This window comes from Phyllobacterium sp. SYP-B3895 (genome assembly GCF_009647635.1).
Taxonomy (GTDB): domain Bacteria; phylum Pseudomonadota; class Alphaproteobacteria; order Rhizobiales; family Rhizobiaceae; genus Phyllobacterium; species Phyllobacterium pellucidum.
Genome location: NZ_WJIG01000003.1, coordinates 678734 through 697752, shown reverse-complemented (window position 1 = coordinate 697752; position 19019 = coordinate 678734). Strand labels below are relative to the sequence as shown.

The following is a 19019-nucleotide window of genomic DNA, read 5'->3' as shown; positions in this document are numbered from 1 at the left end:
CCCCGAAGCCACACTTACACAACGACCTATCTGACAGAGGAATTTACGCAATGGCAACAGTCGCTTTTATTGGCCTCGGCGTCATGGGCTACCCGATGGCCGGTCACCTGAAATCACGCGGCGGCCATGATGTTACTGTCTTCAATCGCAACAATGCGAAGGCGCAGAAATGGGCCGACGCTTTCGGCGGCAGCCACGCGCCGACGCCCGCAGCGGCCGCAGAAGGCAAGGATTTCGTCTTCTCCTGCGTCGGTAATGATGACGATCTGCGATCCGTGACAATCGGGGAAAACGGCGCCTTTCATGGGATGAAGCAAGGCGCAATCTTCATCGACAATACGACGGCCTCAGCTGAAGTCGCCCGTGAACTCGACGCGGAAGCGCGCAAGCGAGGCTTCCACTTCCTCGATGCGCCGGTTTCGGGCGGACAGGCAGGTGCGGAGAACGGCGCTCTGACGGTGATGGTCGGCGGCGAAGCGGACGCCTTCGAGCGGGCAAAGCCGGTCATTGAGTCCTTTGCAAAGATGGTCGGTCTCATGGGTTCTGCCGGCGCGGGGCAACTCACCAAGATGATCAACCAGATCTGCATCGCCGGCCTCGTCCAAGGCCTCGCCGAGGGAATTCACTTTGGCAAGAAGGCCGGTCTCGACATCGAAAAGGTGATCGAAGTCATTTCCAGGGGCGCGGCCGGATCCTGGCAGATGGAAAATCGCCACAAGACCATGAATGCCGGCAAGTATGATTTCGGCTTCGCCGTGGACTGGATGCGCAAGGACCTTGGCATCTGCCTTGCGGAAGCCGAACGCAACAAGGCCAAACTGCCGGTTACTGCGCTGGTTGACCAGTTCTATAAGGACGTGCAGGAAATCGGAGGCAGCCGCTGGGATACGTCATCGCTCCTGGCGCGGCTTGAGAAGTAGTCGAGAGCTCCGGCCTGAACTCAGGCCGGCTCCTTCTCGATGCTCATATAGTCGAGCGGCAATTCCGTCGTGTATTTGATCTGCTCCATGGCGAAAGCCGAGGAAACGTCGCGAATGTCGATCTTGGTGATCAGGCGCTTATAGACGGCGTCATAGGCGGCAATATCCGGCACGACCACGCGCAGAAGATAATCGACGTCGCCGCTCATGCGATAAAATTCAACGACTTCGGGGAAGTCCTGCACAACCTCCGAAAAGCGCTTCAGCCACTCGTTCGAGTGCGAGCCGGTCCGGATCGAGACGAAAACAGTCACCCGCGTATTGACGCGCACGGGATCGAGGATGGCGACGCGGCGCTGGATCACGCCGTCTTCCTCGAGCTTCTGGATGCGCCGCCAGCACGGCGTCGTCGAAAGCCCGACCTTCTTGGCGACATCCGCCACCGCGAGCGTTGCGTCTTCCTGCAAAAGGCGAAGGATCTTCCGGTCGAGTCTGTCCATTTGCGTGTTCCCCTTACTGCGCGCTGCCCGCTGGCCGCACAAACAACGCAGTAATTGTTTGAATTTGCGCACAAACCGTTCGGTTTTGGCTCATGCTCTGGAATGAGATACTTTATGGTCTGATAATCATCGAGCGTACAAGAAAATTATTCCAATCTTTGTAATTCTCAAAAAAATTTCGTGCATATATTCACTAAGTTAGAATCCTGACCTTCTCCCGCAGCGCCGGAAGAACGTTATCTGCGAACCATGGGTTTTTCTTCAGCCACCCGCTATTGCGCCAGGATGGATGCGGCAGCGGCAAAATTGCCGGACTGGTGCTTGCGACGACGTAATCCTGCCAGTTCAGAACCGTCGCCGTCATGCCGCGCCGGCGCCGGTCACGAAGGTGATAGGCCTGAGCATATTGGCCGATCGTCAGGATCAGTTCGAGTTGCGGCATCGAGCGGAAAACGCGCTCGTGCCAGGTTTCCCTGCACTCGCGCCTTGGCGGCAGGTCGCTGCCATGCGCATCATAGCCGGGAAAGCAAAAACCCATCGGCACAATGGCGAATTTGTCGGGATCATAGAAGGTCGTCCGGTCGACATCCAGCCACTCGCGCAGCCGGTCACCCGAAGGGTCCTGGAACGGGATTCCGGAATTGTGCACGCGAATGCCGGGCGCCTGCCCGCAAATGGCAATGCGCGCCGTGGATGAAAGAATGCAGACCGGGTTGGGCTCATGCGGCAGCGCCGGGCCGTAGCGCGGAGCATCCCGGCAAATCCGGCACGCCTTTATCTCGGCCGAAAGCGTGCCAAGGTCGGCGGTGGACATTGTCACGCCTTGGCGCTTGGCCGACCGGATACCGCAACATGCCAACGGCGCAAATGCTCCAACTCCTCTGGTATCTGCAGCTTGGCCGGCTTCAGGAAGTCTGTTGCAACGAGCAAGGTGATGTCGGCAATGGAGAATCGGCTCCCGGCAATGAACTCGTTCCGTCCCAGTTGGTCATCCACGATCTTCATATATTGCAAGGCCTTGGGCCGGTTTGCTTCGCCCCAAGCGGGAACCTGTGGCACCTCCCATTCGATCATGGCGGGGTGGGTATGGCGGAAGGCGGCGGTGATCGCCGCCATGAGATAGAGCTCGACGCGCCGGTTCCACATCTCCACCATGGCCTTGCCAAGTGCGCCGACGCCGAAGAGCGGGGGTTCCGGGTGCATCTCCTCGAAATAGCGGGAAATCGCCACTGACTCGGTCAGGATCGTGCCGTCATCGAGTTCGAGGATCGGCAGGCGCTGCAGCGGATTGAGCGCTGTGATCGTGGCGGACTTGTGCTCCATCGCTCCCATATCGATTGGAACCAGCGGCACCTCGATGCCCTTCTCGGCAAGGAAAATCCGCAATCGGCGCGGGTTGGGCGCTCGCCCTCCATCATAGAGTTTCACCACAATCCTCCCAATAGCCGGCCGAGCCAGGCGTAAAGCTCATCCACGGGGCCTGGCGAGGAGTTCGGCGCTTGTTCGTTGGCAGTCGCCTCATGTTCCCTGCGCCAATCCTGCGGCGTTTCGAATTCGATGGCCCAAAGACCCCGCTTCGCCCGCACCGCTTTCGCTTCAACGTCATGATAATCGCCATAGGCGACTGCCTGTCCAGCCTCGACCATAGCGCGATTGAGATTGATGTCACCTGAATAACAGGTAGCGAGCGTCCGGTCGTATTTATCTTTCCCGGATGCCTCGCAGCGCACATCCCGTCCACCAACGAAGCCTATCAGTGCCTGACGCGAAGCACGCCCGCAGCCCGTCGCAGCCTGCCCATTCCCGCAATCCTGCGCAAGCTCCGGCGCATCGATCCCCTTGAGACGGATGCGATTGCCGGCAATCGAGACCGTGTCGCCATCGATGACATAGGCCTTGCCGGCGAGCGATTGTGCCGGCGGACGCACGTTAAGCCGCGCCGCAAGCAGTGCCACAAGCGCGAAGAAGATAATCATCAGCGCGAAATCGAACGCACGGCGCCAAGGCGGGCGCGGCGCCTGAGCAGGCCGCGGCCATCGGCGGCGATACCTGCGATAGCTGCTCATTGGCAAACCGTAAGAGTGTGGGGCATCTGGCGCTCGTGCCTGGCTTCAATCATTCGAATCGCAGCAATGGGTTTGATTCTCTATTAATCATTTCTGAATAGGGTTGCGATGCAATGCTGCCGACAAGTGCAGATTTGGGCCATCTGGAACGAGGCATATGGCATCGCTCGACGCAATCTCAGCAGACAAGAACATTGTTGACCGGCGCAAGCTGCCGCGCAACAAGGACCTGTCGGCTGTCATGCGCGGTGCGCGTGACCAGTTGATGGAACGCGCCGGCGGCAACCATCTCGAGCGCGAATTGCTGTTCATGCACACGCGCGCCCTGATCGTGAACACGGCAACCTTCCCGCTCCTGATCGTCATGATCGCCGGTGTCGGCGTCTTCTCGGGTTTTGGCGGGAGCATCATCGTCTGGGCCCTGGTCACCATGGGCCTTTACATGCTTCTCGGCTTGCTGGCGCGCAGGCTGGCAAAGCGCGGGATCGCCAATCGCCACGTCCATAAATGGCAGATGATTTTTCTCGGCGGTCACTTCATGACCAGCATTGGCTGGGCTTATTTTGCCGTACTCGATTGCGCGCCATGCGGCATCAGCTACTACCCAGTCGTCAAGGCCGTGGTGATCATCCTCGCAATGGCGATTACGGCCATCGTCACCTCCGCCTTGCGCGCCGCGATTCTAGCCGCTTTCACGCTGCCTGTCGTCGCCTATACGCTGCTTGCGGCCAAGCAACTCGGCAGTCCGCTATCGGCCATCATGGTGGTCATGCTGTTTGCCGGCCTCATCTTCTTCTACCTTGTCGCGCTTCGGCTCAACCAGTCGGTCGCCATCACGCTGGCGCTCCAGGCGGAAAAGGACGCGCTGATCGCCGAACTTGAAACAGCCAATGCCATGTCCGACGAAGGGCGCAGGCGTGCCGAAGAGGCCAACCTTGCGAAATCACGCTTCCTCGCCTCAATGAGCCACGAATTGCGCACGCCGCTCAATGCCATTCTCGGTTTTTCCGAAGTCATGGCTAAGGAAGTACTTGGGCCGATCGAGAACGGCACCTACCGCGAATATGCGAGCGACATTCATGCATCCGGTGAGCATCTCCTCAATTTGATCAACGAGATTCTCGACCTGAGCCGCATCGAGGCTGGCCGGTACACGATCAACGAGGAGCCTTTGCTTCTCGCCGATATCGCCAATGAGTGCATCCATATGATGAAGCTCAAGGCGCGCAACAAGGATATCACTATCGTTCCGCAGTTCGAGAAGGGCATGCTGCGCATCAAGGCCGACGAACGTTCGATCCGCCAGATCGTGCTCAATCTCATGGCCAATGCGATCAAGTTCACCCCCACCGGCGGGCGCGTCCATATCAAGGTTGGCTGGACAGCAGGCGGCGGGCAGTATCTGACGATCCGCGACAATGGCCCGGGCATTCCGCCGGAGGAAATTCCCGTCGTCCTCTCGACGTTCGGCCAGGGCTCGATCGCCATCAAGAATGCCGAACAGGGAACGGGCCTCGGCCTTCCGATCGTCCAGGCCCTCGTCAACCTGCATGACGGTCAGTTCCACCTGTTTTCGAAATTGCGGGAGGGCACCGAGGCGCTTGCAACATTCCCGCGCAGCCGTGTCATTGCTGACGAAGCCAGGCGCAGAGGCCACCCGCACCGAAAAGCTGCTTGAACACTCCACTTCAATTTATTGTCATTTGCCCTGGCGTGAGTGCGTCTGCATTGCTGGCGTTAACGCAACGAAATCAACGGGTAACCAATGAACGCCAACGGCAATGACCGCCCCCTCATCATCCCGGCGCTCGGCCGCATCTACCAATCGCTCGGCGACCTTTCCGAGACGATCCTGCGTGTCGTCGCCGGTGCGGCGCTTATCGTCCACGGATCGGGCAAGATCGCCAATCCTCTCGGCGCAGTCGGCATGGTCGAGGGGCTCGGCTTCTACCCCGGCGTCTTCTGGTCGCCTCTCCTGGCTGCCACAGAGTTCTTCGGCGGCATTCTGCTCGTACTCGGGCTCTTGACGCGCCCCGCCGCCTTCGCAACGACGATCGTACTTCTCGTCACCATCTATTACCACTGGATCGTGCAGGGACAGGGTTGGGGCGGCTCGGAAAAGTCGATCCTCTGGACGGCTATCCTGTTTTTCTTCGTCATTCGAGGCGCAAGCCGTCACTCGCTAGACGCGAGGATCGGCAAGGAGTTCTAAAAACGAAGGCCCGCTTGCGCGGGCCTTTTGTCAATCGCGGTTGCTGACGCCAGCCTGGTCGAAGGTCGCCATGCCGGAGTGGCAAAGCGCTGCGGCCTTGACGATGCCGGCGGCAAGCGCCGCGCCGGTGCCTTCGCCGAGCCGCATCCCGAGATCGAGCAGCGGCTTCTTGCCGAGTTGCTCGAGAACCTTGCGATGACCCGGCTCCGCCGAGACATGGCCGAAAAGGCAATGATCGATCGCCTGCGGATTGGCGCGGTGGAGGATCGCAGCGGCGGCAGTCGCGACATAGCCGTCGATGATAACGGGGATTTTCTCGACGCGCGCTGCGAGGATGGCGCCGACCATGGCGGCAATCTCGCGCCCGCCGAGCCGGCGCAGGAGTTCGAGCGGATCCTTGAGATGCGACGCGTGCAAGGCAACTGCCGTGCGGACAGCTTCGATCTTGCGACGCAGGCCCTCACCATCGGCGCCCGTGCCGGGGCCGACCCATTCTTCAGCCCTGCCGCCATAGAGGCCGTGGAAGATCGCGGCGGCAATGGTCGTATTGCCAATGCCCATCTCACCGATGCAAAGAAGATCGGTGCCGCCGGCAATCGACTCCATGCCGAACGCCATCGTCGCCGCGCAGGTCTTCTCGTCCATTGCCGCTTCCTCGGTGATGTCCGCGGTCGGATATTCGAGTGCGAGGTCGAAGACCTTCAGGCCGAGATCGTAGGCGATGCAAATCTGGTTGATAGCCGCACCGCCTGCGGCAAAGTTCTCAACCATCTGCGCGGTGACCGACGACGGATATGGCGAAACCCCCTTGGCGGTCACGCCATGATTGCCGGCAAAAACCGCGACCAGCGGACGCGTGACCTGCGGGCGCGAACGGCCGGTCCATGCTGCGAGCCACTCCACGATCTCTTCCATGCGGCCAAGCGCGCCCGGCGGTTTCGTCAGCGTCGCATCGCGCTTGCGCACGGCCGCGACGGCGGCTTCGTCGGGTCCGGGCAATGTCTCGATCAGCGTGCGAAAATCGTCAAACGGCAGGCCAGTGGTCATGATGGTCCCTTGCGGTCAAGTCTTCATGGCAAATTAGAAGTCCACGTCCTATAAGCGCTGGATCGAAAAAGGCAAAGGTCAACACGCGCCACAGAGTGTCGCGGCTTCCATATTGAGAGGTGTGCGGCATGGATTTGCTCAACGAGACGATGCGGGCGCTCGCTTTCCTGTCGCGACTGCCGGTTTCGTCGCGCTGGTTCCACGATTATGACGGCGCGCTGGCAAGTTCGGTGCGCGGCTTTCCCCTCGCCGGGATGATCATCGCCCTGCCCGCGGCACTTGTGTTGTTGGTGACATCGTCGCTGCCGGCCTTTGCAAGCGCGCTGCTCGTCACCGCTGTCTTGGCCGTGACGACAGGCGCTTTGCATGAAGACGGCCTCGCCGACGTGGCCGACGGCTTTTATGGCGGAAACTCGCCGCAGCGCCGGCTGGAAATCATGAAGGATTCGGCAATCGGCTCCTATGGCACCCTCGCCCTTATCTTCAGTGTGCTCCTGCGTACTGCATTGCTTGCAACGGTCATCGGCGAAGTCGGTTCATTGCAGGCGCTCGCCGTCCTTCTTGGAACCGAGGCCGCGAGCCGCGCCGCACTTGCAAAGTTCTGGCAAATCCTGCCGTCGGCCCGTCCTGGCGGCGTTGCCGACCGGGCCGGCGTTCCGACCACCAATGCCGCCAATTCTGCGCTGGCCATAGCCGGCATCGTGCTTCCGGTTGGCTACGGCTTTGCAGCCGGCATCCTCGCAGTCATCGCCGCCGGCGCCTTGGCCACCCTTGCGTTTTTCGGCTTTGCCGCTCTCTGCCGCGCAAAGATCGGCGGGCAGACCGGCGATACGCTGGGAGCCCTGCAGCAGTTCGTCTCTATTTCCCTGCTGCTTGGGCTTGTCATTGTCCTCTGATCATACCAATTGTTGAAACATGAGCATCATCGAGTCACCGTGCATCCTCGTTTGCGCCATCGACATGAAGACCGGGTACTGCTTCGGTTGCGGTCGCACGCGCGAGGAAATCGGGGCATGGTCGACCTTTTCGCCGGAAGCCCGGCGCGCGATCATGGCGGTCCTGCCGTCCCGACTCGAAACAGTCGAGCGGCGTCCCCGCCGCGAAACCCGCCGCAGCCGCATGGCGCGCGAGCGCGAAGAGGAGGCCTGACCAGCATGGGCCGGCTATTCTGGATTATCATCGCACTGGTCGGCGCAGCCTTGCTCCTTCTGATGGCTAACAGTGACGCCGGCTCGACCTTCGGCATGGCCAATGACGATTTTGCCCGCTTTGCCTATATGGGCATCTGGGGCATCGTGCTCGCCTCTGCGCTTCTCGGCTCAGGCATCCGGCTCGGCCATTTCCTGCGCAGCATGGCAATCTGGATCGTCATCATCCTCGCCCTCGTTGCCGGTTACCAATATCGCTATGAATTGCAGGATGTCGGCCACCGCATTACTGCCGGCCTTATTCCCGGCAGCCCGATCTCCAACCGTGATGCCGATGGTTTGATCACGGTGACGCTGGCAAAATCGGAAAGCGGTCATTTCGAGGTGCGCGGCGAGGTCAACGGCGCGACGGTGCCGTTCATGGTCGATACCGGCGCTTCCTCCATCGTCCTTTCGGCCGGCGATGCACGCCGGGCCGGGCTCGATCCCGACAAGCTCGCCTATGCCACGTCCGTGCTGACCGCAAACGGCATGGCGAAGGCCGCCAACGTCACCCTGGACGAGGTCAAGATCGGCGCTATCGAGCGGCGCAACGTCCGCGCCATGGTGATCCAGGACGGCCGCATGGACGGCAGCCTGCTCGGGATGAACTTCCTCAACTCACTCAGCGGCTTTTCCATGCGCGGCGACCGGCTGGTGCTTTCGGATTAGTCTCACTGCGGTCCGCAAGAACACTGGTGAATTCTGAAGGACGAGTGGGTCCTTGAGACAAGAGCCCGAGGACGACGGCGATTGCCTCCGTCAGGTCATGCCGCCTCGGCGGCAGCATTGCCGATGCCCGCATAGGCGCGGCGGATCACCGAGCTGTCGGCATCAACGCGATTGGCCTCCGTGGAAAGCATTTGACGCCACCGGCGCGCGCCGGGAGCGCCATGGAACATGCCGACCATATGCCGTGTGACGTGCGAGAGCCGTCCACCACGGGCAATATGCGCATCGGAATGGGCGCACATGTGGTCGATGATGCCTTCGATCGTCGGCGAAACCGTTGGCTCGCCATAGATCCTGCGGTCGACATCGAGAAGAAGCAGCGGATCCTGATAGGCCGCGCGCCCGACCATCACGCCATCGACGAGCCCCAAGTGCCGATCGGCCTCTGCGAGGGACTGGATACCGCCATTGATGCCAATGAATTTCGCAGGATTGTCCTGCTTCAGGCGATAGACGCGGTCGTAGTCGAGCGGCGGAATTTCGCGATTTTCCTTTGGCGAAAGACCCTTGAGCCAGGCTTTGCGCGCATGCACCCACAAAGCATCCGCCCCTGCCGCAAAGACACGGCCCGTCAGCTCATCAAGCGCGGCTTGCGTGTCCTGGTCATCGACGCCGATCCGGCACTTGACGGTCACTGGTATCGCCACGGCCTGTTTCATCGCGTCGATGCAGGCCGCGACGATATCGGGCGTTTGCATCAGGCAGGCGCCGAACGCACCCGACTGCACGCGGTCCGACGGGCAACCGACATTGAGGTTGATTTCCCTGTAGCCCATGGCCTCGCCGATGATGGCAGCCTGAGCCAGTTTCGACGGATCCGATCCGCCAAGCTGCAGCGCTACAGGATGCTCTTCGGCGTCGAAACCAAGGATTTTTTCGCGCTTGCCATGGATGGCAGCATCAGCGACGACCATTTCGGTATAGAGCAGCGCGCGGCGCGTGAACTGCCGATGCAGCATTCTGCAATGCCGATCGGTCCAGTCGATCATAGGCGCCACGGCGAAGATATGTTCTCCGCTGGCATAGGGGTTTGGCATGAAATTCATCCAGGTCGTTAAGCTCAGCGATGCCATTTAGGGCCTTGCGCCTTCGCGGCTCTTTACCACGCGCAGCGGCGCAAGGTCCATCACCGGCTATTTAGCGCAGGATATACGCTGGACAAGGCTCAAACCTCATCCAATGCGCTGATTGCTTTCATGATGCGGTCCTGATCGGCCGTGGATAGCGGCAGGATGGGCAGCGGCGGCTTGGTGGTCGCAAGCCCCATGGCATTTGCAGCGGCATGAACCACCCGATAGCTCGAAAGCTCCTTGAACAAGGCCCAGAGCGGCGCGAAAAGGCCATCGATGCGCTCGACCTCGGCAATGTTACCGGCCTTTGCGGCGCGCGCCAGTTTCAGCGACGGTACCGGCAGCAGCCCGGCAACAACGCTGTACCATGCGGCTCCGCCGGCAAGCAGCGCCCCCGGCGCATTCCAGTCGCCGCTATAGCCAATGGCAAACCCTGCAGGGAGTTGAGCCTCAAGCGCTTGGTGCACAGCTCGCATCTCCGGCAAAGGCTGCGCGGGATTTTTAACTGCCACGATATTCGATACCGCGGCCATGCGTGCGAGCAGTGCATTGCTGATCGTAAAATGCGTGGTGCCCGGATTGTTGTAGATGCATAGGGGAAGGTCGGTGGCGCCGGCAACGGCACTATAATGCTGGAGCACTTCGTCATCGGTCAGCGGCGTATAGGAGACCGGGGCGAGAAGCAGACCGTCTGCACCCGCACGCTTGGCGTCGCGCGCGAAATCCTGGGCGTCGCCCGTCCGCAAGGCGCCGGCGCTGACGATGATGGGCACCCGCCCGCCGAGGCATTCCCTCGCCGCCTCGATCGTCCGGCGTCTTTCAGCACGCGAAAGATACATGTAGGAACCGGTGCTTCCGAGAGGGCCGACAGAATCGACGCCGGCGCGCTCCAGCCGCTCCAGCAGCCTGCAAAGCGATTCGACGTTAACGTGCCCGCTCTCATCTGCAGGCGTAATCGGAAATGCGGACAGACCATGGAACAGCAAAGTTTTTATCCCTCGGTTGAATCAACCTGAAATGGTTAAGACTAATCGTCTTAATACATCGATATACAATGAACATCTAAGAAAACCAGGCGGGTTTAGCGCTTAATGCAGCCTGGGGACGCCCACTCAGAGACTAAAGTCTAATTTTGCCTAATTCTTTATCGTGTTACGCAAAGCCCTATTGTTTGGGCAATTGCGCCCCGACGAAACCAAGTCATTACCCCGCGTGTCAAAAGCGCAACAGCGATTTCCGAACCGGCGGTTCGATTGCAGATCGATTTTGCGCGATCGAACGAACAGGAATATCCCTGCTGCGGGGACACGAGCTTTGGTATCAACTTTGATCGGAGAACCGATAATGCGAATAAAGAGCTTCCTCCTTGGTTCCGCTGCAGCGCTGGTTGCAGTTTCAGGAGCACGCGCCGCCGACGCGGTTGTCGTGGCGGAACCCGAACCCGTCGAATATGTGCGGGTTTGCGATGCTTATGGCACGGGCTTCTTCTATATTCCGGGAACGGAAACCTGCCTCAAGGTAAGCGGCTACGTCCGCTATGACGCACAGGGTGGCGACGACGTCTATAGTGGCGGCCCGCTAGGCACCTGGGCCAAGCACACGCGCGCCGAGGTTCGCTTCGACGCCCGTTCCGAGACCGAACTCGGCACCTTGCGTTCCTACATCCAGTCGCGCTTTGACTTCACCGACGGTTCGGATGATGGCGCCAGCCTCCCGCAGGCGTTCATCGAGCTCGGCGGCTTCCGTGTCGGCGTTGCCGATGAAATCTTCGGCGCCTGGAACGGCTACGCCGGCGATATCATCAATGACGACGTGATCAACTACAACAGCTGGCAGAGCAACCAGGTGAGCTACACGTTCACCGGGGGAGACGGTTTCTCCGCCATCATCGCGGCCGAACAGGGCTCGGTCCACGACGATTATCCCGACTATGTCATCGACAACTACATGCCGCATGTCATGGCCGGCGCCAAGTACGAGCAGGGTTGGGGAACGCTGTCCGGTATCGTCGGCTACGATTCCAACGTCGAAGCCTTTGCCGCCAAGGCGCGCCTCGATGTGAACATCACCGATACGTTCAAGGTCTGGGGCATGGGCGCCTACCAGTCCGACTACGACTCCACGCGCGAGGAACGCAACTTCCTGACCCCGTGGCAGGGCGACTGGGCAGCCTGGGCCGGTTTCGCCGCAAAGCTCTCCGACAAGGCGACCGTCAACGGTCAGGGTGCGTACGCATCTGAGGGGACCTACGCCTTTGCCCTCAATGTTGCCTACGAACTTGTACCCGGTTTCACGATCACGCCGGAAATCAACTACACCAAGTTCGAGGATTTCCGTCAGGGCGACGGCACACTCGTCAACGACGATGCCCTCGGTGGCATCGTCCGCTTCCAGCGGAATTTCTGATCGCCTGACACAAAAAATCCGGAGGCAAACGCCTCCGGATCCCTTTACGACAAAGCTGCAATCAAATCTGGTCCGAAACCGCAGCGACTGCTGCCGATTTTCGCAACAGCGCCACGAGTTCATCGCCCGCGTCGGCGACCGGACCTGAATTGTCGATCATAACGGCATTTTCCGGATCGCATGGGTTGGGCGCGGCCCGCATCAATCGACGCTCGATCTCCTCGGCGCTTTCGCGCCCGCGCGCCGCAAGGCGATGCGCCAGAACCTCAGGCGAAGCCGTAATATGGACCACCAGGAAATTGGCGTAGGCCGATTTCAGATCGGGGAGAATGCCGCGCGATACATTGGCAATTGCGACCCCGCCCCGTTCGATCTCGTGATCGACTGATTTCGGCAAGCCGTAGTAAAGCCCATGGGCGAACCAGTCGTGGCAGAACGCCCCCTCGCGCTTGGCCGCCAAAAACGCGTCCTCGCTCAGCGTATCGTGGTCCTCCGCGTCGACCGCCGAAGGCCGGGTGACCACGCGGCGGACGAAATGGAATCCCGGCTCGTTGGCGAGCGCAGCGCGGGCATAGTCGATAATTGTATCCTTGCCGGCACCGCTAGGCCCGACAACCGCAACGAAGGCGCCGTTGCGCAACGGCGCGGACCCCACTTCGAGTGCGCGTTCGATCATTGCGGCGGCCATCATACGACCCGGCGGCCTTCGCGCCAGACAGTGCGGACCACGGGAATGTGCTCATCGACGCGAACGCGAACGAGGTCGGCGCGCTTGCCGATCTCGATGACGCCGCGGTCATCAAAACCGACCGCTTCGGCCGGGTTCTTGGTGACGAGGCGCACCGAATCCGGCAGCGATATGCTGTCCGCGGTCTCGCTCAGCATGAAGGTCGACTGGATCAGACTGAACGGAATGTAGTCGGACGACAAAATATCGAGATAACCGTGCTCCACGAGTTCGCGCGCCGAGACATTGCCGGAATGCGAACCGCCGCGCACGACATTGGGCGCACCCATCAGGACGGCAAGGCCGGCGCGCTTGGACGCAGCCGCCGCCTGGAGCGTCGTTGGAAACTCGGCAACGTGGATGCCCTGCTCTATGGCCTCGTCCACGTGCGCTTGCGTCGCATCGTCGTGGCTGGCGAGAACGATGCCGCGCGCACGGCATTTTTCCGCCAGCGCCTCGCGCTGCGGGCCCGAATACTGCGCGGACTCGCCCATGCGTTTCTCGCAATACAATTGGAAATCGCGGTCGCTGAGCTTCAGCTTGCGTTGGTAATAATAGGCGTAGGTTTCGAGATCGACGAACTGGCGCTGCCCCGGCGCATGGTCCATCAACGATGCGAGCCGCACGCGGCTGTCATTCTCGAACAGTTGAAAACTCTCAAGGCAATCCGGCGCCGAGACTTCACAGCGCAGATGCAAATAGTGATCGGCGCGCAGCCGGCCCTCATGGACGCTATTCTCGATTGCGTCGCCGAGCTTGCGCATTTCCGGCGCCGAAAGGTCCGCATCCTCATCCATGCCGACACGCAGCGCATCGAGAACAGTCGTAATGCCGGAGGTGGCGATCTGCGCATCGTGGGCAAGGACGGCCGCGATCGGGTTCCAGCGTACCCGCGGGCGCGGGAGATAATGCCCCTCCAGGTGATCGGTATGAAGTTCCACCAGGCCGGGTATGAGATAGTCGCCGCCGAAATCCTCGCCGCCTGAAGCTGTTCCTTCCGCAATATCGGCAAACTTGCCGTCACGCACCAGGACGGAACCGGTGATGACTTCGTTTTCGAGGACGATTTTCGCATTATTCAAGATCAGTTCGGCGGACATTTCAGGCAGACTTTCTACGGTTCGTTCCAGCAAGCGGGTGCAGTGAGTTGATTTCAAAAGGTGATCCGGGATGGGCCTCGGTAAACAGAGCAAGATTGCTGATCTCGACCGGCTCTTCGAGAACCGGCTCGAGGAATTCACTGAGGATGCGTTCAATTCTTGGCCGATCGGCCTCCGGCACCGGACCGGTCAGGGTCATGTGAAAACGGAAATCCTCGAACACGTAGGGATAGCCCCACTGTTCGAGATTGCGCCGCTCGGATACCGACAGCGCATCGGGATTGCGCCGCTTGATCTCCTGCTCGCTCGGAGCGGCGCGGAAGCGGTCGAAGGCGACGACGATATCGTTTGCCAACTGGTTGAGGCGGTCCAGCGGTTCGCTTGGAACCAGCGCGAAGAAACCGCCGAGGCAGCGAATTTCCAGTTTCGGGATTTCGACCGGATCGACCGAGGAGGCAAAATGCATCATGGCGGAAAGCAGTTCGCGCACTTCAAACCCCTCCGAGATTCGGAAAGGCGCTTTCAGCGTCGCATGGAAACCGTAGCGGCGTGGCGAATCGGTAAGCTGCGCGAAGTCCGCCGGGTCGAGGCCGCGAATATGCGGGACCTTCACCGCTTGCCCGCTGAAGGCATTGCGGCCGAGCCAATTCGCCGCGACTTTGAGAAGCGGGTCGCTCGCCGGCGGCGTGAAGTAGATCGCATAGCGCATGTCAGTGTGATTCCCTAAAAACAGTCTCGCGTTACGCTTCAATTATGACAAGCTTTGTATCGCTTGGGATCTGCGGATCGACAATCTAGTGCTGCTTTCCAGTCAGGCGTGAGCGCAATGCGTTGGAAATATTGTCGAAGATGAAGATGACGATGAGAATGAGCACGACCATATAGGCCACATTATGCCAGTTGGTGTTGGTGCGCATTGCCTCCCACAGCTTGAGGCCGATGCCGCCCGCACCGACGGCGCCGATGATCGTCGCCGAGCGCGTGTTCGATTCCCAGAAGTACAGCGCCTGGCTGGCGAATACCGGCAGGACCTGCGGCACGACGCCGTAGCGCTGCACGTTCACCGGCGATGCACCCACGGATTTGACACCCTCGCGCTGCTTGTCATCGATGTTTTCCAGCGTCTCCGAATAGACCTTGCCGAGCGTGCCCGTATCGGTGAAGAAGATCGCGGCGATACCGGCGAGCGGCCCGGGTCCGAAGGCGCGGGTGAAGAACAGCGCCCAGATCAGCATGTCCACCGAGCGCAGGAAATCGAAGAAGCGCTTGGTGATCTGGTTGGCGAAGAAATTCGGCATGATGTTGCGGGCCGCAACGAACGCGAGCGGAAACGCGATGATCGTTGCAAGCAGGGTGCCGATGAAGGCCATGACGATTGTCTGCAGGAGCTTGGTCCAAACGTCGCCATGCTGCCATGATGAATTGTACCAGATGTTGTCGAAGGCAAGCGCTGCATTCGACATCTCAGGCTTGATGCGCTCGCCGCTGGTAATCATCGACATCACTTCGCCGAACGACTTGCCCCAGAATGGCGATGCGGTATCGAAGACGAAATTGGCCCATCCGAGGAAGCGCCGGCTGACCACGACACGCTCGGGAATGATATCCGCCTGGCCGGCAAAGCCGAAATTCACCGTGACCTGATCCTCCTTCAGCTGTGCCCATTTCGGCAGGGCTCCTTGCGGCTTGGCGCCGTCCGGTTCGATCAGGATCGTCAGGCTTTCGCTTCCCCGGGTCGCAATCACGCGCTGGGCGTTGATATCGAGCGACTTGCTGGACCCGAAGCGGATCGACACGCCGTTGCCGCTCTTGATCACCCAATCCGGATTGGGATTGTTGCCAAGCTCGGAAAAGCGCGGATAGGAAACCGTTGTCGCCTCCGGGCTCATCTTGACGGTCGCCCTGACCGCGTAGGAGACCCAGTCGCGCGCATAGATTTCGGCGCGCTGCCACTGGCCGCTCGCGAGCACGGTGCCGATCGAAAAGAACCACCAGCAGTAGACGACGTAAAGAACGATGCCGGCAGCGATGACCAGCGGCAGGAAGCGCTTCCACACCGGCGGGTTGAAGACCTCCGGGTGACGGCTTTCGTAATCGGCGATGGCGGCAGCGGACAGGGCGGTCATGACTGTTTGCCTCCAAAGGCGAAGGCCTGCTTGCCGACGAGACGGCGGCGCAGCCAGGCGGAAAACTGATCGACGGCGATGATCGTCACCAGCAGCAGAAGGACGATGGCAAGCGTCTTTGCCTGGTGGCCGCGGCCGATCGACAGGCGCAATTCCTCGCCGATGCCGCCGCCGCCGACCGCGCCGATGATCGTCGAGGCACGCACATTGATTTCAAGGCGAAGCAGCGCATAGGACATGAAGTTGGGCATGACTTGCGGCACGATGCCGAAACCGACGCGCTCGAACCAGTTGGCGCCGGCGGCACGCAAACCCTCGTCCGGTTTCATGTCGGCATTCTCGACGACTTCGAAGAAGAGCTTGCCGAGCGCGCCGATCGTATGGATGGCCACGGCGAACATGGCGGGTATGGCGCCGAGCGAGAGGATTGCGGCGAAGAAACCGGCGATGACGATCTCGGGAAACGCGCGGAGAATTTCCATCGTCCGGCGCACGACGCCGCGGATCAGCCGGTTCTTGACGAGGTTCTTGGCGGCAAGGAAGCAGAGCAGGAAGCCGAAGATGAAGCCGACAAGCGTCGAAAGGATCGCGATATTGAGGGTCTGCAGCATCTTGTAGAAATATTCCGGAAAGTAGAACCCGCCGAACAGATAGACCCGGCCTTCCGGATAGTCGTATTTAAGGCTGCCGTCGTAATAGGGGGACGGCAGATCGAACAAGGCGCGCCACACTTCCCAGCCGTCGCGCGGAACGAGATCGCCAGCAAATTCGAAGAAGTGCGGCAGACGGTCGAAGAACTTGCCGGCGTTCGAGTCGTTGGCAAACCATAGGGACCCGGCGACCGCCACGAGCAGACCAATGCCGATCAGCCATGAATAGGCACGCCGGCGCGTCGCAAGCTCCAGCCAGTGGCGTTCTATCTCGATACCGTCGGGCGACAGGGTGGTGGTCGTAGCCTGGCTCATCAACCGATCCTTAGAGAGCACAAAAAATTCACGGCCAGAACCTTGAGGGAACTGGCCGTGATCATCGGAGGGCTATCAGCCGCCGATCTGCGCCTTGCGGGCGTCGATGATCGGCTGGTAGAATTTCGAGTTAACTTCCGTGTAGCCCTTGCGGTCGCCACCGGTCGAAGAAGCCGCGGCGAAGCAGGCCGGATCGGTCTTCGGAAGGTTCATCAGATATTCCTTGTACTTGGCGATCGTGTCCTTGTTCATCGATGAGCGAACAACGGTCGGACCGTTCGGAATAAGCGGCGACTTCCACAGTTCGACAAAATCCTTCATGTCGATCAGGCCCTTGTCGACCATCTTGCGCAGATTGCCGGAAGAATATCCCTCTTCGAACTTGCCGACGCCCGAGCCAAAGGTCGTGCCGGCGTCGAACTTGCCGTCCTTGACGGCGAGAACGAGGTTTTCATGACCGCCGCCGAAGCCGGTTTCACCGAAGTAATCCTTGACCGAAGCGTTGATGTCCTTCGGCAGCGAGGTAACGGGGATGAGGTAGCCAGAGGTGGAATCCGGATCGGCAAAGCCGAGCTTCTTGCCTTTCATGTCGGCAAGAGTCTTGATGCCGCTGTCCTTGCGGGCAATCATGATCGAATAATAGCCGGTCGAACCGTCGGTCTGGACGTCGGTCAGGATCGGTTCGACTGCCTTCGGATTGGTCAGATAGATCTTGGCATATCCGGATGCACCGAGTTCAGCAGCATCGAGCGTGCCGCCGAGGAGACCCTGAATGACGCCGTCATAGTCGGTTGCCGGGAAGAGCTTTACTTCCTTGACACCGAGGACCTTGGGCAGCTGGTCGACTACGCACTGGTAGTTGCGCAGGCGGTCGGCTTCGTTTTCGCCGCCGATCAGACCGATGCGGAATGTTTCGAGGTTTTCGGCACGCGCCATCGAACCGGCCAGCATGGCGCCGATTGCGATTGCACTAAGAAGGGCTTTCTTGAACATAGTTCTCTCCTGTCAAACGTCGATATGAGTTTGCGATCAGTTTCATTAGTGGCCCGTATCGTGGGCGAGCCGATCTCGGTGCGCTCAACGCGCGGCCAGAACGGCCTCCAGCTCTGAAATCGGCTTGGGTGTGCCGCGACTGATACTTGTGGAAGTGATTGCCTCCGAAAAAGCATCCTTCATGCCGTCCGCGCCGTAGATGCGACGCGCGGCAAGTTCGGTGAGATCGTCGGGTCCGCCGTCAAAGACGACCTTGCCGCCCTGCATGCCGATGATGCGCTGGCAGAAATGGCGGGCCGTATCGAGCGTGTGCAGATTGGTGATGACCGTCAGGCCCTCGCGCTCATTGATGTCGCGCAACGACTCCATCACCACCTGGGCATTGCGCGGGTCGAGCGAGGCGATCGGCTCGTCGGCGAGAACAACCTTGGGGTTCTGCATTAGAGCGCGGGCTATCGCGACGCGCTGCTGCTGGCCCCCGGAGAGCGTTCCCGCCCGCTGCAGGGCGGTCTTCGCGATGTCGAGGCGCTCCAGCGCCGCAATCGCCATCGCACGCTCCTCGCGCGAAAACATGCCGAGCAGGCTCTTGATCGTCGAGCGATGATTGAGGCGACCGAGCAGTACATTGGTCAGAACGTCGAGGCGCGGCACCAGATTGAACTGCTGAAAGATCATGGCGCAATCGCGCTGCCAGTTGCGCAAGGCGGCGCCCTTCAACTGCGCCACATTGATGCCTTCAAAGAGGATCGCACCTTCCGAAGGATCGACGAGACGGTTGATCATGCGAAGCAACGTCGACTTGCCGGCACCGGAACGGCCGATAATGCCTACCATCTGACCCTGGGGAATTTCCAGGCTGACATCGTCGATGGCAGTAAACTTGCCAAACCGGCGCGTCACGTTTTCAATCTTCAGCATAAGCAGGTCCCTATTGGCGCTGCACTGTCCTAGGACACGGATGTGAACGT

The 19019-nt window shown here is 60.3% G+C and carries 21 protein-coding genes; 7 read left to right on the top strand and 14 right to left on the bottom strand.

Translation table 11 applies throughout. From position 1 onward, the window contains the following. Positions 1-50: 50 nt before the first annotated feature. Complete coding sequence (locus GF108_RS15950; protein ID WP_153668940.1) at positions 51-920, top strand: NAD(P)-dependent oxidoreductase; 870 nt, start codon at positions 51-53, stop codon at positions 918-920. A gap of 20 nt (positions 921-940) precedes the next feature. Here GF108_RS15950 and GF108_RS15945 read toward each other — a convergent pair whose 3' ends face one another. From GF108_RS15945 to GF108_RS15930, 4 genes are all read right to left on the bottom strand, one after another. Continuing rightward, positions 941-1420 carry an Lrp/AsnC family transcriptional regulator gene (locus GF108_RS15945; RefSeq protein ID WP_027231714.1) on the bottom strand — a complete coding sequence of 160 codons (480 nt, stop codon included), beginning with the start codon at positions 1418-1420 and terminating at the stop codon, positions 941-943. Between the two features lie 193 nt (positions 1421-1613). After that, on the bottom strand, positions 1614-2234 hold the full coding sequence (locus GF108_RS15940) for a uracil-DNA glycosylase family protein (RefSeq protein ID WP_153668938.1): 621 nt from the start codon (positions 2232-2234) through the stop codon (positions 1614-1616). A 2-nt stretch (positions 2235-2236) separates the two neighbouring features. Then, positions 2237-2848: a glutathione S-transferase gene (locus GF108_RS15935; protein WP_370462191.1), complete on the bottom strand. Its 612-nt coding sequence runs from the start codon at positions 2846-2848 to the stop codon at positions 2237-2239. After that, positions 2845-3486: a thermonuclease family protein gene (locus GF108_RS15930; protein ID WP_153668934.1), complete on the bottom strand. Its 642-nt coding sequence runs from the start codon at positions 3484-3486 to the stop codon at positions 2845-2847. Before GF108_RS15930 ends, GF108_RS15935 begins: the two co-directional genes overlap by 4 nt. Positions 3487-3643: 157 nt before the next feature. Between GF108_RS15930 and GF108_RS15925 the strand changes: the two genes are divergently transcribed. Then, a complete protein-coding gene (locus GF108_RS15925; protein WP_153668932.1) occupies positions 3644-5164 on the top strand; it encodes a HAMP domain-containing sensor histidine kinase in 1521 nt (506 codons plus the stop codon). Positions 5165-5251: 87 nt separating this feature from the next. Beyond that, the gene (locus tag GF108_RS15920; RefSeq protein ID WP_027231719.1) at positions 5252-5698 is read left to right on the top strand and encodes a DoxX family protein; all 447 of its coding nucleotides are present in this window, start codon (positions 5252-5254) and stop codon (positions 5696-5698) included. A 30-nt stretch (positions 5699-5728) separates the two neighbouring features. On the opposite strand, the gene cobT is transcribed toward GF108_RS15920, so the two are convergent. After that, a complete protein-coding gene (cobT, locus tag GF108_RS15915; protein ID WP_370462215.1) occupies positions 5729-6748 on the bottom strand; it encodes a nicotinate-nucleotide--dimethylbenzimidazole phosphoribosyltransferase in 1020 nt (339 codons plus the stop codon). Between the two features lie 125 nt (positions 6749-6873). Here cobT and cobS point away from each other — a divergent pair, with 125 nt between their 5' ends. Genes cobS through GF108_RS15900 form a run of 3 tightly spaced genes read left to right on the top strand, consistent with a single transcriptional unit; the run spans position 6874 to position 8604 of the window. Then, the gene (gene cobS, locus GF108_RS15910; protein WP_153668928.1) at positions 6874-7641 is read left to right on the top strand and encodes an adenosylcobinamide-GDP ribazoletransferase; all 768 of its coding nucleotides are present in this window, start codon (positions 6874-6876) and stop codon (positions 7639-7641) included. Positions 7642-7660: 19 nt separating this feature from the next. After that, on the top strand, positions 7661-7894 hold the full coding sequence (locus GF108_RS15905; RefSeq protein WP_027231722.1) for a DUF1289 domain-containing protein: 234 nt from the start codon (positions 7661-7663) through the stop codon (positions 7892-7894). A 5-nt stretch (positions 7895-7899) separates the two neighbouring features. Further along, positions 7900-8604, top strand: coding sequence for a TIGR02281 family clan AA aspartic protease (locus GF108_RS15900; protein ID WP_027231723.1), 705 nt, complete (start codon positions 7900-7902; stop codon positions 8602-8604). 95 nt (positions 8605-8699) lie between these two features. On the opposite strand, the gene dusA is transcribed toward GF108_RS15900, so the two are convergent. Further along, positions 8700-9701 carry a tRNA dihydrouridine(20/20a) synthase DusA gene (gene dusA / locus GF108_RS15895; protein WP_246663972.1) on the bottom strand — a complete coding sequence of 334 codons (1002 nt, stop codon included), beginning with the start codon at positions 9699-9701 and terminating at the stop codon, positions 8700-8702. Between the two features lie 128 nt (positions 9702-9829). Further along, positions 9830-10720 carry a dihydrodipicolinate synthase family protein gene (locus GF108_RS15890; RefSeq protein ID WP_153668926.1) on the bottom strand — a complete coding sequence of 297 codons (891 nt, stop codon included), beginning with the start codon at positions 10718-10720 and terminating at the stop codon, positions 9830-9832. A 358-nt stretch (positions 10721-11078) separates the two neighbouring features. Here GF108_RS15890 and GF108_RS15885 point away from each other — a divergent pair, with 358 nt between their 5' ends. Then, a complete protein-coding gene (locus GF108_RS15885; protein WP_153668924.1) occupies positions 11079-12140 on the top strand; it encodes a porin in 1062 nt (353 codons plus the stop codon). A gap of 61 nt (positions 12141-12201) precedes the next feature. Here the strand turns inward: GF108_RS15885 and phnN are convergent, their stop codons facing one another. The 7 genes from phnN to phnC form a co-directional block, all read right to left on the bottom strand. Continuing rightward, a complete protein-coding gene (phnN, locus tag GF108_RS15880; RefSeq protein WP_370462190.1) occupies positions 12202-12816 on the bottom strand; it encodes a phosphonate metabolism protein/1,5-bisphosphokinase (PRPP-forming) PhnN in 615 nt (204 codons plus the stop codon). 11 nt (positions 12817-12827) lie between these two features. Next, complete coding sequence (locus GF108_RS15875; RefSeq protein WP_153668921.1) at positions 12828-13967, bottom strand: alpha-D-ribose 1-methylphosphonate 5-triphosphate diphosphatase; 1140 nt, start codon at positions 13965-13967, stop codon at positions 12828-12830. A 1-nt stretch (position 13968) separates the two neighbouring features. Further along, on the bottom strand, positions 13969-14676 hold the full coding sequence (locus tag GF108_RS15870; RefSeq protein ID WP_153668919.1) for a DUF1045 domain-containing protein: 708 nt from the start codon (positions 14674-14676) through the stop codon (positions 13969-13971). A gap of 85 nt (positions 14677-14761) precedes the next feature. Beyond that, complete coding sequence (gene phnE, locus GF108_RS15865; RefSeq protein WP_153668917.1) at positions 14762-16093, bottom strand: phosphonate ABC transporter, permease protein PhnE; 1332 nt, start codon at positions 16091-16093, stop codon at positions 14762-14764. Continuing rightward, positions 16090-17058: a phosphonate ABC transporter, permease protein PhnE gene (gene phnE, locus GF108_RS15860; protein WP_091922052.1), complete on the bottom strand. Its 969-nt coding sequence runs from the start codon at positions 17056-17058 to the stop codon at positions 16090-16092. The genes phnE (GF108_RS15865) and phnE (GF108_RS15860) overlap by 4 nt, the downstream gene beginning before the upstream one ends. A 75-nt stretch (positions 17059-17133) precedes the next feature. After that, on the bottom strand, positions 17134-18051 hold the full coding sequence (gene phnD, locus GF108_RS15855; RefSeq protein WP_153668915.1) for a phosphonate ABC transporter substrate-binding protein: 918 nt from the start codon (positions 18049-18051) through the stop codon (positions 17134-17136). 84 nt (positions 18052-18135) lie between these two features. Further along, a complete protein-coding gene (phnC, locus tag GF108_RS15850; protein ID WP_153668913.1) occupies positions 18136-18969 on the bottom strand; it encodes a phosphonate ABC transporter ATP-binding protein in 834 nt (277 codons plus the stop codon). Positions 18970-19019 lie beyond the last annotated feature (50 nt).